The sequence below is a fragment of the Aeromonas sp. R10-2 genome (assembly GCF_040908445.1).
Classification (GTDB): Bacteria; Pseudomonadota; Gammaproteobacteria; order Enterobacterales; family Aeromonadaceae; genus Aeromonas; species Aeromonas veronii.
On record NZ_JBFODS010000013.1, the window covers coordinates 93,813 to 108,656 of the forward strand.

The 14,844-nt window shown below is 59.2% G+C and carries 18 protein-coding genes; 6 read left to right on the forward strand and 12 right to left on the reverse strand.

The genetic code is table 11. The features are described from left to right. The first annotated feature begins 19 nt into the window (after positions 1–19). Genes hpf through npr form a run of 4 tightly spaced genes read left to right on the forward strand, consistent with a single transcriptional unit; the run spans position 20 to position 1,961 of the window. Positions 20–307, forward strand: coding sequence for a ribosome hibernation promoting factor (hpf, locus tag AB5Y97_RS02345; RefSeq protein WP_005336323.1), 288 nt, complete (start codon positions 20–22; stop codon positions 305–307). A gap of 2 nt (positions 308–309) precedes the next feature. Then, positions 310–756 carry a PTS IIA-like nitrogen regulatory protein PtsN gene (gene ptsN / locus AB5Y97_RS02350; protein WP_005336322.1) on the forward strand — a complete coding sequence of 149 codons (447 nt, stop codon included), beginning with the start codon at positions 310–312 and terminating at the stop codon, positions 754–756. A 45-nt stretch (positions 757–801) separates the two neighbouring features. After that, on the forward strand, positions 802–1,668 hold the full coding sequence (gene rapZ / locus AB5Y97_RS02355) for an RNase adapter RapZ (protein WP_151286518.1): 867 nt from the start codon (positions 802–804) through the stop codon (positions 1,666–1,668). 20 nt (positions 1,669–1,688) lie between these two features. Next, positions 1,689–1,961: a PTS phosphocarrier protein NPr gene (gene npr, locus AB5Y97_RS02360; protein WP_005336318.1), complete on the forward strand. Its 273-nt coding sequence runs from the start codon at positions 1,689–1,691 to the stop codon at positions 1,959–1,961. A 17-nt stretch (positions 1,962–1,978) separates the two neighbouring features. Here the strand turns inward: npr and AB5Y97_RS02365 are convergent, their stop codons facing one another. From AB5Y97_RS02365 to AB5Y97_RS02420, 12 genes are all read right to left on the reverse strand, one after another. Continuing rightward, entirely contained in the window at positions 1,979–3,883 is a 1,905-nt protein-coding gene (locus AB5Y97_RS02365; RefSeq protein ID WP_201947186.1) for a transcription antiterminator, read from the reverse strand. A gap of 107 nt (positions 3,884–3,990) precedes the next feature. Continuing rightward, on the reverse strand, positions 3,991–4,731 hold the full coding sequence (locus tag AB5Y97_RS02370; protein WP_151286520.1) for a KDGP aldolase family protein: 741 nt from the start codon (positions 4,729–4,731) through the stop codon (positions 3,991–3,993). After that, positions 4,731–5,846 (reverse strand): DgaE family pyridoxal phosphate-dependent ammonia lyase, encoded by a 1,116-nt coding sequence (locus AB5Y97_RS02375; protein WP_151286521.1) that lies wholly within the window; start codon positions 5,844–5,846, stop codon positions 4,731–4,733. The genes AB5Y97_RS02370 and AB5Y97_RS02375 overlap by 1 nt, the downstream gene beginning before the upstream one ends. Further along, complete coding sequence (locus tag AB5Y97_RS02380; RefSeq protein WP_201947188.1) at positions 5,830–6,969, reverse strand: amidohydrolase/deacetylase family metallohydrolase; 1,140 nt, start codon at positions 6,967–6,969, stop codon at positions 5,830–5,832. Before AB5Y97_RS02380 ends, AB5Y97_RS02375 begins: the two co-directional genes overlap by 17 nt. Positions 6,970–7,011: 42 nt before the next feature. After that, positions 7,012–7,662, reverse strand: a complete 651-nt coding sequence (locus AB5Y97_RS02385; protein WP_011707606.1) for a DUF4310 family protein — start codon at positions 7,660–7,662, stop codon at positions 7,012–7,014. Between the two features lie 11 nt (positions 7,663–7,673). Continuing rightward, a complete protein-coding gene (locus AB5Y97_RS02390) occupies positions 7,674–8,450 on the reverse strand; it encodes a DUF4311 domain-containing protein (protein ID WP_005355143.1) in 777 nt (258 codons plus the stop codon). A 39-nt stretch (positions 8,451–8,489) separates the two neighbouring features. Then, the gene (locus AB5Y97_RS02395) at positions 8,490–8,786 is read right to left on the reverse strand and encodes a DUF4312 family protein (protein WP_368157211.1); all 297 of its coding nucleotides are present in this window, start codon (positions 8,784–8,786) and stop codon (positions 8,490–8,492) included. Next, positions 8,786–9,151: an SFCGS family glycine-rich protein gene (locus AB5Y97_RS02400; protein WP_005355141.1), complete on the reverse strand. Its 366-nt coding sequence runs from the start codon at positions 9,149–9,151 to the stop codon at positions 8,786–8,788. The genes AB5Y97_RS02395 and AB5Y97_RS02400 overlap by 1 nt, the downstream gene beginning before the upstream one ends. A 17-nt stretch (positions 9,152–9,168) precedes the next feature. After that, positions 9,169–9,528, reverse strand: coding sequence for a transcriptional regulator (locus AB5Y97_RS02405; protein WP_005355140.1), 360 nt, complete (start codon positions 9,526–9,528; stop codon positions 9,169–9,171). Between the two features lie 313 nt (positions 9,529–9,841). Next, complete coding sequence (degS, locus tag AB5Y97_RS02410) at positions 9,842–10,966, reverse strand: outer membrane-stress sensor serine endopeptidase DegS (protein WP_005336297.1); 1,125 nt, start codon at positions 10,964–10,966, stop codon at positions 9,842–9,844. A 109-nt stretch (positions 10,967–11,075) separates the two neighbouring features. Next, entirely contained in the window at positions 11,076–12,437 is a 1,362-nt protein-coding gene (locus tag AB5Y97_RS02415) for a Do family serine endopeptidase (protein WP_005336295.1), read from the reverse strand. An 81-nt stretch (positions 12,438–12,518) separates the two neighbouring features. Further along, positions 12,519–12,899, reverse strand: a complete 381-nt coding sequence (locus tag AB5Y97_RS02420) for a YhcB family protein (RefSeq protein WP_005356646.1) — start codon at positions 12,897–12,899, stop codon at positions 12,519–12,521. Positions 12,900–13,039: 140 nt separating this feature from the next. Between AB5Y97_RS02420 and zapE the strand changes: the two genes are divergently transcribed. Both zapE and rplM read left to right on the forward strand, forming a co-directional pair. Further along, complete coding sequence (zapE, locus tag AB5Y97_RS02425; protein ID WP_368157212.1) at positions 13,040–14,134, forward strand: cell division protein ZapE; 1,095 nt, start codon at positions 13,040–13,042, stop codon at positions 14,132–14,134. Between the two features lie 266 nt (positions 14,135–14,400). Further along, complete coding sequence (gene rplM, locus AB5Y97_RS02430) at positions 14,401–14,829, forward strand: 50S ribosomal protein L13 (protein WP_005336289.1); 429 nt, start codon at positions 14,401–14,403, stop codon at positions 14,827–14,829. Positions 14,830–14,844 lie beyond the last annotated feature (15 nt).

Genomic DNA, 14,844 nt, shown 5'->3' on the forward strand with positions numbered 1-14,844 from the left:
CAAACAAAAGGATGATGTTATGCAAATTAACCTGACCGGACACCATGTCGAGATCACCGAAGCTCTGCGTGATTATGTGAATAACAAATTTGCCAAACTCGAGCGTCACTTCGACCACATCAACAATGTTCATGTGGTGCTTAGCGTGGAAAAACTGAACCAGATAGCGGAAGCCAAATTGCACGTCAGCGGTGGCGAAGTGTTTGCCAACTCTGAACATGCCGATATGTATGCTGCGATAGACACCTTGCTCGACAAGCTGGACAGGCAGATCATCAAGCACAAAGATAAGTTAAATAAAAAATAACCATGCAACTTGAACACATACTGAGTCGGGACTGCACCAAGAGTGCAGTCCCTTGTACCAGCAAGAAACGCGCCCTCGAAATCATCAGCGAGCTGGCCGCCGAACGCCTTGGCACCTCCCGTCAGGCGCTGTTTGAATGCTTGCTGGCCCGCGAAAAAATGGGTAGTACCGGGATCGGTGCCGGTATTGCGATCCCCCACGGTCGCATTGACGATGAGTTCCCGCCAACCGCGATCCTGATGACCTTTGCCGACCCTATTCCTTTCGACTCCATCGACAATCAACCGGTTGACCTGCTGTTTGCCTTGCTGGTGCCGGAAAGCGAGTGCAAGCAGCATCTCAAGACCCTTTCTCTGATGGCTTCCAAGCTGGGTGACAAGGCGGTTTGCCGCCAGTTGCGTCAGGCAACCAGCGACGAAGAGCTCTATCAGATCATGACCTCGGCCTGACAGCAGGCCAAGGATGAGACACCCGTTTTGGCGTGAGGGAACAAGATGCAGTTAATCGTGGTAAGTGGACGTTCGGGCTCCGGTAAAACGGTAGCCCTGCGAGTGCTGGAAGATCTGGGTTACTACTGTGTGGACAACCTGCCGGTCAATCTGTTGCCCCAGCTGATCGTTTCGGTGGAGAGCCAGTACGACAAGCTGGCGGTCAGTATCGATGTGCGCAACCTGCCGAGCGATCCGGAGAAACTGGAAAGTCTGCTGGCTCAAGTGCGCAATGAGGGGCGGGTTGAATTTGCCAGCTTCTTCTTCGACGCTGACAACGGCACCCTGCTCAAGCGCTATGGCGAGAGCCGCCGTTTGCACCCCCTCTCACGCAACAAGCTGTCGCTGGATGAGGCGATTCGGGAGGAGACCCACCTGCTGGCGCCACTCTCCTCTACTGCCGACCTGCGTATCGATACCACCACCCTCAGCATTCACGACCTGAGCGAGCTCATCAAAACCCGGGTACTCGGCAAGAAAGAGAACGAGCTGGTGCTGGTGTTCGAGTCGTTCGGCTTCAAGTACGGCATTCCCAAGGATGCCGACTTCGTGTTCGATGCTCGCTTCCTGCCCAATCCGCACTGGATCCCCGAGCTCAAGCCGTTCACTGGCAAGGATGAGCCGGTCGCCAACTACCTCTCGGCGCAGGCCGACGTGATGCTGTTTACTCAGCAGATCGAAAATATGCTGGTGACCTGGTTGCCCCATCTGGAGCGCAACAATCGCAGCTACCTCACGGTCGGCATCGGTTGCACCGGCGGTCAGCACCGCTCGGTCTTTATTGCAGAACGGCTGGCCAGTGCATTCCGTTTGCTCGGCAAGAACGTGCAGATCCGCCACCGCACTCTCGACAAGAGTGCCCCCCAATCCTGACGGACCAATAGGACGACCCGATGACTGTTTCCGCCTCGGTTGAAGTGAAAAACAAGCTGGGTATTCATGCCAGACCAGCCATGATGCTGTTCGAGCTGGTGCAGGGTTTCGATGCTCACGTGCTGCTGCGCAATGAAGATGGTGTGGAGGCCGATGCTGACAGTATCATCGGCCTGCTGATGCTGGATTCGGCGCAAGGGCGGCAGGTGGAAGTACAGGTTGAGGGTCCCGAAGAGGTCGAGGCTCTGGCCGCCGTGGTGGAGCTGTTCACCTCCGGCTTCAATGAGGAGTAGTCACTCCTCGTTATATGTTATGAACCGGTACGCGCCAGCGCTTTGAAGCTGGCAAAATCCCGACAAGCCAGCAGGTTCCTGCTGGCTTTTTCGTTCATCAGTGCCAGAAACAGGTCGTAGAGACCCATCGCCTCCTCATAATCGGCCTTGCTGATGGCCAGCACGAAGATGAGCGTCGCGATTTCCCCGTTGCCCCAGTCGATCCCCTGCGGTGCCAGTACGGTGTACACCAGAGTGCGGCGCGCCAGCAGACCGAGAGAGTGGGGCAGGGCGATCCCTTCTCCCAGCATGGTGGAGACGATCCGCTCCCGCTCCTGTAGTGAGGCTCTGAAGCCGCTTTCCACCAGATCTTCCGCCTCCAGCTGATCACAGATACGGGCAAACAGTTCGTCCTGGGTGAGGGGTTCTTTGACCACCATGAAGTGGTCGGCATCGAAATATTTGTCGAGCATGTAGGGGCGGGTGCGGTCGATCAGCACCAGCTTGCCAAGCTGCTCCAGCTGGTATTGGGTCGGGAAGGGGGCAACGAGTACCACGGGGGCGTTTTTTTCGTTCACCTTGACGGTACTGATGACAAAGTCCTGCGCGATCTGCGCCAGACCTTCGTAATCCCGCACCGACTCCAGCGTGGTCAGCTGCAACTGGGGATACTCCCGCTTGATGCGTGCTTCCAGTACCCGGAAGGTGGCGTTGCCCGCATCGCAAAGCAATAGCGCCTGCGGGCGGCGGGTATAGCCTATGTCGTAATGGCGCTCCAGCCCGACCCCGATATGGATCACCAGATAACCGATCTCGTGATGGGTCAGTCGGTAGGGGGTCTGCTTGATCCACTCCGAAATGGCCGCCAGCGTGATGTCGTAGGTGAGGGGGTAGTACTGCTTGATGTGATCGGCCAGCGGGTTGTGGTTGCCTATCTGGTATTTGACCCGTAGCAGCATGGCGCTGATATGGGTTTGCAGGTCGGCCCGCAGCTGTTGGTCGCCTCGCAGGTCGTAAGGGTAGTGTTGATGAATGTAGGTCAGCAGATGTTCCACCAGCTGTTCGCTCTCTGCGGCCATGGCAGGGCTGAGCTGGGGAGTATCGGCAATCAGGCGCGCCTGGATCTGGATGGCGAGACCGGCGATCTCATCCTCTACGGGGGGCGTCAGGGTTGGCAATACCGCATATATATCGCGAGATACTGCCAGCAGCGGCAGAGTCAGATCTTCGCTGGCGAAGTGGCGCAACTCGTGACCGGATGCCTGACGCAGCAGGGCAACGGCGCAGTAGATGGCGAGCTGCTGCAAGCTCTCGTCAGCGAGACGCAGCTGATGTCGGGCAAGCTGGGCATGGATGTGATTGCCCACTACCTCCATCGTCTTGCTGGGGCAGAGGTTGGGTAGCAGGGTTTGCAACTGGTTGTTGTGCAGCAACTCCTGATAGAGCAGTTGGGTCAAACAGGCACGGATCGCCGTCTCCTCCCCCTGAATGCGCATCCCCAGGCGGGGTTTGCTCTCGACGCTGAGCCTGAAGTGGCTGAGTTGCTCACGGACTTCCGCCATATCCCCCTGCAGTGCCGCCCGGCTCAGATACCAGGTATCAGCCAGCTCATCGAGCTTGATCCCCTGCTCTGCCGTCAATAGCAGGATCTGCAGGTGCAGCACCCGCTCTCGGCTGGTGCGTGGCAGGCCGCTATCCTGACCCTGGGCCGCCAGTAGGGCGTCGAACAGTCCCTGATTGTAGATCTTGAGCTGGTAGCCGCTGCCACGCTGGTGGATCAGGTGGGCGCCGTGCGTGGCAATCAGTTCGTTGAGGGTCGCCACATCGGTGCGCACCGTGCGGGTGGAGACATTGAGGCGGCGAGCCAGCTCCTCCTGTGGCAGCGGTTCGGCGTGGAGCTGGATCAGCATTTGATGGAGCCTGGGGTGTGGCAGCTTGATCATAGGGGGTATGCAAGACTCCTGTTGCGAGATAAAGGGTCGATGTTAACAAGTGGGTCATCAACAAGCCAGGCACCGGTCAGTGATTAAACCGGCGCCCGTGACTGCCATCAGGCAAACAGTCGTTTCACTATGGCCAGCAGAGTGCGAACATCCTCGGGGCGAGTGTGCCCGCTCGCGCTGTCGATGATGGAGCTGTAGACGTGAGGGATCACCTTCTCGACCCCGGCGTCCAGCGCAATCCGCACAATCTCTTCAAAGTTGTCCAGATCGATGCCGCCGGTGGGCTCCAGCCAGAAGTTGTTGCGGGCACAGGCCTCGGCTACTGCCTGATACTCGTCGCGGCAGGCCAGCCCACCCATGGGGAAGAACTTGACCGAGCTGCCGCCCATGTCCTTGAGCAAGGCAATGGCGGTATCGATGGGCACTATGCCATCCGGCTGCCCGGCGCTGAGTGGACCGGTGGAGATCTTTACCATGCCCGGCCTGCCGGTAAGGGAGATCAGCCCATTCACCAGCGTTTGTGATTGGCCGAGCAGTGCCCGGCTGGCGCCGACACCGGTGAACACCTGATTGACGTGCTGGGGCTGCAGCTGGCAGGCCAGCTCGGCCACCATGGCGGATTGGCGTGGATCGCCGGCGCCCAGTCCGATGGAGAGGGCGTTGTCGATAAGCTTGGCGTACTCCTTCATATCGGCAACTGCGGAGGGAATATCCGGGTAGTTTTTGGAGAGCACACCGACCAGCACGTGGCCTTCGGCTGCGTCGTACACCTCGACGGCATTCTCTTTGGAACCAGCCAGCACGTTGAGACAGACCCGATCACGGTAGTAGTTGGGGGTAAGGGACATCAGCGATTCTCCTGAACGAGGTTGGCAATGGCGGAGTGGATTTGGTCGAGCTGGGGCACGGTGACGCTGCGCACATCGATCTCGATATGCCCCTCGTTGGCCTTGTAGCCACGACAGTAGATGGCAGGCGTGCCCTGTTGCAGATGGGTGACGACCTGCACTGTGGTCATGCCGATCTGCTGGTGGTCGAAGGCGATATCGGTGCGGGCGATGTCGCGTCCTGCGCTGTCCCACACCACCTTGGCGGTGACGCCGGGCAGCTGGTTGAGGCGCTCGATGAAGGGGCTCATCTTGGCGACCATGGCGGCGCCGCTCTCTTTCTCTTTGACCAGATAGCGCTCGATGGCGTGGGTCAGGCCTAGGATCCCCTCCTTGCCCACCTTCATGGCGCGGCCGATGCCGTTGGCCTGCTGCTTGACCCATTCCACGTACTGACGCTTGCCAACTACCAGCCCGCTGGTGGGGCCTTCAATGGCCTTGGCGCCGCTGTAGATGACCAGGTCCGCTCCCTGGTTGTTGTAGAGGCGCAGATCCTCTTCGGCAGCCGCATCGACGATGAGCGGGAGCCCGTGGGTCTTGGCCACCTCGGCGGCCTCTACCACCGACAGAATGCTCTTCTGCACGCAGTGGTGGGATTTGATGTAGAGGATGGCTGCTGTGTTGGCATTGATGGCAGCGGCCAGCTGGGAAGGGGAGCACTCGTTGGCGTAACCGGCTTCCACTACTTTGCCGCCACCCAGATTGACCATGGTACCGACCGGGGCGCCGAAGTTGACGTTATGCCCCTTGGGCAGCACGATTTCACTCGGCACCTCATGGGGATGGGCATGCAGGTGCTCGAGGCGATAGGGATCACCGCGCACTATCATGGCGGCGACTGACTGGGCGATGCCCGCGCTGGCACAGGAGACTACCACCGCATCTTCCACATCCAGCAAGCCAGCCAGATAGGTGCCGGTCTTGTTGACCAGATCCTTGACCTCGAAGTAGTGGCCTAGGCCGAAATTGACCGCATCTACCACCTCCTGCTCGGGGGTGGAGACGCCGAGAATGGTCATGCGCCCGGAGGCGTTGATCACAGGTTTGAGCTGATATTTCTCATAAACAGAAGGCATGGTGTGATTTCCCATAGTGAGTCAGAACCAGTTCGCCACCGACCAGGGCGGCGAGAGGCTGCAGTTGTTGGTCACCGCTGCGGGACTGGGCTTCGGTATCCATAAACAGGGTCGGGCCGCTGGTGACCTCGAACAGGGTCAGATCGGCATCGGCGCCCACCTCAAGCCGCCCCTTGCCGGAAAGGCGCAGGGCATCGGCCGCTTGATGGGTGACACAGGCGAGCACCTGCTCCAGCGTCATGCCGATGGCGAGAAACTTCGACATCACGTGAGCCAGACTGTAGACCGGCCCCTTGATGCGGTTCTTGCAGTAGATGTCGGAGCTGATGGTGCGGGGCAGGATCCCCTGCCGGATAGCCAGCTCCGCCACCTCGAAGCTGAAGCTGGCGCCGCCGTGGCCGATGTCGAGCAAGAGCCCCCGTTTCATCGCCTCGCGCACCGCGACCCGCAGCTCGCCAGCCGGAGTCAGGATGCGGTTCGGTTTGCCGTTGAAGCAGTGGGTCAGCAGATCACCATCCCCCAGCAGAGCGACGATCTCGTCCAGGTCCGGCGGCGTGTTGCCCACGTGTACCATCAGCGGCAGCTGGTCGTGAGCCTGCTGCAGCGCCTTGGCCATGCGCAGCGGTTGCAGGCCGTTTTCACCGACCACGCTGCCGCTCATCCGCGCCTTGATGCCGACAATAAAGTCGGGGTGGCGGCGAATGGCTGCCGAGGCGAGATCCATATCGAGGTCCCGGCTATCCGCCAGCTCGTTCTGGCGCAACAGGCCGATACGGGAGATGTTGAGCAGGGCGTGCACCCGGGTCTTGCAGCCGGCGGCGAGACGCTGGAATTCATCCACGTCGTCGGCCCCGGTGCTGCCGGCGTCGATGACAGTGGTGACGCCGGACTCTACGCCCACCTTGTCCGGCTCATCGTGATAGATGGGGGAGGCGAGGTAGCAGTGGGTGTGGCCGTCGATCCAGCCGGCGCTCACATGCACCCGGCCGCCGAGATCCAGGGTCTGCTGCGCCGCTGCCGTCTCCGGCAGGGTGCCGATGGCGGCTATCTTGCCCTGCTGGATGGCGATATCGACGAGCTGGCCATCTCCCATCCGCCCCGCTTTGATGATCATGTCGTACATGCTGATAACCTCTGGCGAGCCGCCCCGCAGGGCGGCGGATAGTTATGCAAGCGCAACCGGGAAGAAGGTACCCAGCAGCATGGCTCCCAGAATGGCACCGCCGGTGATGGGCTTGCCCCACACGTAGAACAGCAGCGCACCCAGCAGGGAACCGATACCGATGGGGATGGAAGCGCCCATGGCGGAGAGGATGATGAGGGGGCCGAGGAAGCGGCCAGAGCTGTTGCCAGCACCCATCATCACGTCTGCACCGTAGGTGGAGTTGCTCTGGTTGATGGTGAACTTGCGCGCCAGAATGATGACGTAGCCGATGGCCAGACCAATCCCCATGCCGGTTGCCAGCGAGGCGCCGAAGTTCTCCACCGGATAGACGATACCGGCCCCCAGCAGCAGGGCTGGCACTCCGAGGCCGACCCCGGTCTGGATGGCGCCGCCGATATCCAGGATCCCCACCAGGGATCCCTCGATGATGCGGGCGAACAGGAAGCTGGCACCGAACGCGGCTACCGCGCCGTAGGCACCCGTGTCCATGCCGGCTTTCAGCATGGCGACGAAGGCTACCTCGTTGAAGGCACCGACCCCGTACAGATAGAACATGTGGGTACCGGCAAAGACCCCGGCCGAGAGCAGGCCGACGAAGATAGGGAATGACCAGTCGGCATACCAGAAGTTGTTTTTCAGTTTCTCATCCATGGTGTGACCCCTTATTTGCCGCTCAGCAGGTTATGGACACTTTCCAGCCACAGGGGGACACCCATATGGAAGGATTCAATCAGTTTCATGTCGAAGCCGCGGAAGAAGCCGCTCAGCACGAACAGCAGGACGATGGCTGCCATCATCACCTTGGTGACATGGTTCCAACCGCTCTCTTCCACGCCCTTGCCGATCAGGATGCCGAGCACCAGGCCCGGTACCGCGTTGCCCATGATGAGCTGGGCCAGACCGCCGAAGATGGTGGCCCAGAAACCGGATTTCTTGCCCGCCTCGATGGCGGCCAGCCAGAAGATCACCGGCATGACGGTATTGACCAGCAGGTTGGCGGCTGGCACCAGCACCTTGACTGCTGTGACCTGCAATGCAGCCGGAACGGCGGCGGCCGTGCTGTTGAGGAAGGCGACCACGATGGCACCTATGATGCCGCCGGCGATGGCCATTTTTTTCGGGTCGTGCAGGGTGGTGGCGAGATCCCGGTTCTTGAACAGCAGTGCCGCCGTGGCCCAGTGCGGGATGATGCGGTGATCCACATCCTGGGTGAAGGCGCCTGCCGCCACGGTCGAGGCCCAGGCGTTGAAGAAGAAGCCCAGACCAAACGAGAAGTGGGAAGCGGGATCCCCTTCGCAGGAGTTGAGTTCGCCCAGGGTGCGGAAGGCTCCCATGCCCTGTACGGTCGGGGCGTGGAACATCCGCGCCGCGCCGGCCCCCACCCCGACGCCAACCAGGCCGCCAATGATGAGTGACTTGATAAAAATGATTAGAAACATCCAACGTATCCTTCTTGTGGGGTTGTGCCTGCGCAGGCATCACACTTGGGTGAATGTCACCTTGGCGACATCCAGGCTGGTGACCTGAACCTTGATCTCCAGCTGGACGCGGTATTCGCGGCGCTGGCGCGGCAGGAAGAAGAACAGGAACTTCTCCACCCGGACCGACTCCTCGGCTTTGAGCACCTGTACATCGACCGGCTCAATACGCAGCAGTACCTGCTGGTTGTCCTTGAGCAGTGTGGATTGCACCTGGCTGAGGGCGGAGGCAAACGCCTGCTGGCGTGTCGCCCCCTTGCCGTTGACGATGACCTGGGTGGTGAAGTTCTCTTTCATCAGGCGCGTCCGTGCTTCTTGGCGAAGGCTTCGACCAGCTTCTGGCCCAGCTCTTCCTTGTCCATGAAACCGAAGCCCAGCACCACGCACCCTTCGTTGATGGCGGTGACGCCCTCTTCAACAGAGCGCATGCCGTAGCGGCACTTGTAGCCGTACTTGGTCTGGGCGGTGATCGCCCCGGCGCCGCCGCTGCCGCAGAAGGAGATGCCGAGATCCGCCTGCTCCTTGTTCATCACGTCGCCGAGCTTCATGTCAGCGGCCATGCCGGGGATGATGGTCACGTTGGCCCCGGCAGCTTCCGCGCCTGCGCCCACTTTCTGACCCTTGCCGAGACGGTCTCCAATCACGAGTTTGATGGCTGTCATATCGATTTCTCCTTGAGTTACGGGTTCTGCACCGAGCTGAGTTCGTTTTCTTTGGCGACTTCAAAATGGACGGACAAGAGGTGTGCCTCCTCATAAGCAAGCTGATCCAGCCAGCTGACGACCTGTTCGGCGAGACGCAGTGAGAGGGGGGAGATCTCTTCAAACAGGCTGAGGTCAACCTCCGGCAGGGGCTCGCCGCTGTGGGAGCGCCACACCATGGCTTTGACATGGGAGGCCAGCATCTGCCGTTGCACCTCGTTGGGGATGATGCCCTGTTCGGCCAGCAGGGGATAAATGCGCGCGAGGATATGATCGGTCTGGCGCAGCAACTCCGGGCTGTTCGGGGTCAGGGTCTGGTCGTGAGTCTCTGTTTGCAATGTCTGCTCTCCAAGGCTGGCAGAAGGTATGGCGTTACCCTAAGCCTGCGCGTCGATGTGGAGGAGGCAGTGTTTTTCCGATTCGAAGCGGAAATTCCTGAGGAAATGGCCCCAAAGTGAGCGTTTGGATACTGAAAAGACAAAAGGAGTGCTTATTGGGGCCGGTTTTGTGTGATCGGTAGCGCACAAATCGGGGGGCGGGGGCAGGGCAAGCGTTGCGGGAAACTGTGAGTCATCTCACGGTAGAGACGTTGCCGAGGGGACTGATGTGGAAAAGGGCGGTTTCCCGCCCTTCTCATAACAAGGAGTGACGCTAGCTGGCCGATGCGGCGCTCGAGCTGGCCGTTCTCTGCTGATAGCGCAGGTCTTCCTCTATGGTGACCACCACTTCCAGCGGCTTGCCGGAGCGGAATACCGAGATGGTCAGCTTGGTGCCGGGGCGGCTCTCGACAATCTTGTCCATGGCGCTGCGTACGCCACTGATGGCCTCTCCGTTGATCTTGAGCAGCACATCCCCTCGCTGCAGGCCGCCTTTGGCCGCCGGACCGTTGGGATCCAGACTCTCCACCACCAGACCACGCAGGTCGCCGAGGTTCATCATCCGCGCGACTATGGGGTTGATCTCGACGCTGGAGATCCCGAGGTAGCCGCGGATCACCCGGCCGTTGGCGATCAGCTCATCCATGATCCGTTTTGCCAGCCGGTAGGGGATGGCGAAGCTGATGCCGTAGCTCTCCTGATTGCCGTTGAGGTGATAGGTGGCGGTGTTGATCCCCACCAGATCGCCACGGCCGTTGACCAGCGCCCCGCCCGAGTTGCCCTCGTTGATGGCGGCATCGGTCTGCAGCAGATCCTGACGGCCATTGCTGTCGGGCCCCATGCTGGATAGGCCGGTACGGCCGGTCGCGCTGATAATGCCCTGGGTGATGGTCTGGCCGACGTTGTAGGGGTTGCCGATGGCGAGCACCACATCTCCCACTTCTGGCAGTCGCTCGGGATCCTGCGGGATCACCGGCAGGTTGTCTGACTCGATATAGAGCACGGCGAGGTCGGTGAGCTGATCGGTTCCGACCAGCTCGGCACTGAAGACCCGACCATCCTGCAACGCGACGATGATCTGGTCGGCATCGGCGATGACGTGGTAGTTGGTCAGTACATAGCCGCGCTGATTCATGATGACGCCAGAACCCAGCCCTTGTGGGCGCAGTTCCCCCTGATTGCCCTGATTGGGGGCAAAGCTGCGGGTGTAGATGTTGACGACGGCAGGGCCTGCCCGATGGGCGGCATAGGAGAAACTCAGTTCACGGGCATTGGTGATGATGCCGGGCAGTTGGGCACCACCGCGAAAATGGGGAAACAGCAGCAACAGCAGCGCTGCGACGGTCAATCCAAAACCGACAGACTTGCCCAAGTAACTGACTAAAGGGGGGATTTTCATGTCATTCTCATCCGTACAGGCTGCGCGCAGAGAATAACACTATCGATGGATAAAAATCACCCGCGGTGAAGGCCGCGGGTGATGGAGGGGCTGGCGAACAACTTGAGCGTTAGCGGATCACCAGATAGAGCGAGGAGTCGCCGCGCTGGATGTTGAGCGCCAGCACGTCAGGCTTGTTCTTGAGCGCCTTGGTCAGCTCGCCCAGGGTGTTGATGCGCAGGCGGTTGACCCCGATGATGATGTCACCCTTCTGCAGGCCGGAAGCGGCTGCCGGAGAGCGAGGATCAATATCGGCCACCGCGACACCGGAGACCGGGTCGGTAGTGGTGCTCAGCTTGGCCCCTTCCAGTGCCGGATGTAGCGCGCTGGCGCGTACTTCGCTGTCATCGGCCTGCTTCAGGGTCACTTTGGCTGTTTGTGACTTGCCATCGCGGATCAGTCCCAGCTCGACCTGCTTGCCAGCGCCCATGGTAGCGATCTTGGCACGCAGCTCGCCGAAGGAGCGAACCGGTTTGCCATCGATGCTGACAATGATATCGCCAGCCTTGATGCCCGCCTTGTCGGCCGCCGAATCAGGCATTACCTGATTGACGAAGGCACCATCCTTCTTGTTGTAGCCGAAGGTTTTGGCGATGTCTGAGGTAAGTTCGGTGCCGGTAATACCCAGCTGGCCGCGACGCACTTCACCGTACTTGACGATCTGCTCGGTCAGATCCCGTACCATGTTGGATGGGATGGCAAAGCCGATGCCGATGTTGCCGCCGTTCGGGCCCAGAATCGCGGTGTTGATACCGATCAGCTCGCCACGCAGGTTGAGCAGGGCACCGCCGGAGTTACCGGAGTTGATGGCCGCATCGGTCTGGATGAAGTTCTCCAGATTCTCGATGTTGAGGCCGCTGCGACCCAGCGCACTGACAATACCGGAGGTGACGGTCTGGCCCAGACCAAACGGGTTGCCGATGGCCAGCGCATAGTCACCTACCCGCAGCTCGTCGGAGTCGGCGAACTTGATTTGCACCAGATCCTCGGCCTTGATTTGCAGCAGGGCGATGTCGGACTGCTTGTCTTCACCGATCTTCTTGGCCGCGTACTCACGACCATCCTTCAGGTTGACCTTGATCTCGTCCGCCTCGTGAACCACATGGGCGTTGGTGATCACGTAACCCTTCTTGGCATCGACGATGACACCGGAGCCGAGCGCCTGGAACGGCTGCTCGCTCACCTGTTCATCGGGCATGTTGGGGCCGAAGAAGAACTTGAACTGTTCCGGCAGACGCTGACGGGTAATTTTTTTGCCAGAAACCGAGATATTGACCACCGCCGGGGTGACCTGTTCGAGAACAGGCGCCAAGCTTGGCATCTCCTGATTTGAACCTAACAGGGAAGGCAGTGCAGCCTGAGCAGGGGCCGCAGACATGGCGATACCGACACTGAGGGCTAGCACACTGAGCATGGAAAGAGGTTTACGCATATGAAAAACAGCTCCCAGAAAAAGTTGCATTGCAATCGTCAAGGTCAGACCACGGGGCTGGCCAATTAGTTCCGCGAGGAACTAGTTTGGTTGCTTGAGCAGTCCGGAAGAGGCGCCAGCATAGTCGCGAGGCGGAACGCCCGGCTCTTCTGCCACATTGGCAGGGGCTTCTTCTACCAATGACTCGCGGAACAGCGGTTCCTGCGCCTTGGCCAGGAATTTGCTCTGCTCGGCCATGTGGCGATAGAGGGTCTGATACTGCTCGGCCAGTTGCTCCATCAGGGCGGCGCTGTCGGCGAAGTGGGTGTTGATCTGGCCCTGATAACTCTCGAGCTCCTTGTGGGCCTTCTTCAGTTCCTGTTCCAGACGGCCAGCATCGCGGCTACGCACCGAAAAACGGCCGAGAACGATACCGATAATCAAGGCCGCGACAGCCAGCAGGATCCCAGTTAACAGACTCATAGATGCTCCTTGTTACAGCTAAAACAGAGTGGGTTTATGCGGTCGTCATAACCGCCATGCCTTGATGGCACTATACCGTGCGTCCTGAGGCCGTGATACCATTTTGTCCTCGATTCAGGGACTTGGAGAGGCGCTCAAGGATGACACCGCAGCAAAAATACCAGCAGGATCTGCTGCGCCCCGGCTTTGTGGCCGACCCCGCGCAGGGGATGGCCATTAGCAGGCTAGAGCGACTGTATCAGGATTTGCTACGACGCCCGGCTCCGACCAGATCTCGAGGGCTGCTGGGTTGGCTGCAAAAGCCCAAGCCGCCGGAGCCCGTCCTCGGTATCTATATGTGGGGCGGAGTGGGCCGAGGCAAGACCTGGCTGATGGATACTTTTTTCGACAGCCTGCCGGGGACGCGCAAGATGCGCAGCCATTTCCACCGCTTCATGCACCGCATTCACGATGAACTGCAGGGGCTGAGTGGGCAATCCGATCCCCTCAAGCTGGTGGCCAGCAAGCTTGCCAGTGAAACAGACATCATTTGTTTCGACGAATTTTTTGTCTCCGACATCACCGATGCCATGTTGCTGGGCACGCTGTTTCAGGAGCTGTTTGGTCACGGTGTCGTGCTGGTCGCCACTTCAAATATTCCGCCGCAGGATCTTTATCGCAACGGGCTGCAGCGAGCCCGTTTTCTGCCAGCTATTGAGCTTATCGAGCGTCATTGCGAGGTACTTAACGTAGATGGCGGTATCGACTATCGCCTGCGTACGCTGGAACAAGCGGAGATTTATCACTGCCCGCTGGACTTGCAGGCAAAAGCCAATCTTGACCACTATTTTCAGCAATTAACCGGCGGACACACGGCTTGCGAGGGGACGTTCGAGGTCAATCATCGTCAGCTGACGTTGCTCGGAATGGGGGAAGGGGTGCTCTATATGGAATTTGAGCAACTTTGCTGTACTCCCCGCTCCCAGAACGACTATATCGAGCTGGCCAGGCTGTTCCATACCATTCTGCTGGCCAATGTGCAACCAATGGGCACAGGCACGGATGACGCGGCTCGCCGCTTCATTGCCATGGTCGATGAGTTCTACGAACGGCACGTCAAGCTCATCATGTCAGCGGCGGTTCCCATGACAGAACTCTACGGCGAAGGGCTGCTGAATTTCGAATTCAAACGCTGTCTTTCGCGGCTTCAGGAAATGCAATCGCACGAATACCTTGCCAGAGTGCACCTTCCTTAGTCACAATACCGCGCCTGCCAGTCGGATGGGCATCTGCGGCAGGTAGGGCCGGGCGACATTTGCTGGTTTCATGGCAGTGAAATTAGCAGGTGATATTTAAGGCAACTTCACTTATAATCGCCCGGCCCACGTTACAGCTGTCGATAAGACAGCAACACTTTAAGCTTTACTTGTATTCGAAGGGGTACAGGTAGGCCATCGTTTGTTGTTTGTGGGAGAGCCCCCATAAGCAATTGGGTCTGTAACAGGTAATTGGGTTTAACTTAATGAAAACTTTCGTTGCCAAGCCAGAAACCGTAAAACGTGACTGGTACATTGTGGACGCAGAAGGTAAAACTCTGGGTCGTATCGCAACCGAGATCGCTGCTCGTCTGCGTGGTAAGCACAAAGCTGAGTACACTCCGCACGTTGACACCGGTGATTACATCATCGTTGTAAACGCTGAGAAGGTACACGTAACCGGTAAGAAATTTACCGACAAAATGTACCACGCTCACTCCGGTTTCCCGGGTGGTATCAAGTCAATCAGCTTCGACAAGCTGATTCAGCGTAAACCGGAAATGGTAATCGAAGCAGCCGTCAAAGGCATGCTGCCGAAAGGTCCTCTGGGCCGTGCCATGTTCCGTAAACTGAAAGTTTACGCAGGCGCCGAGCATGCTCATGCTGCTCAGCAACCTCAAGTACTGGATATCTAATCGGGAACTGGCAAC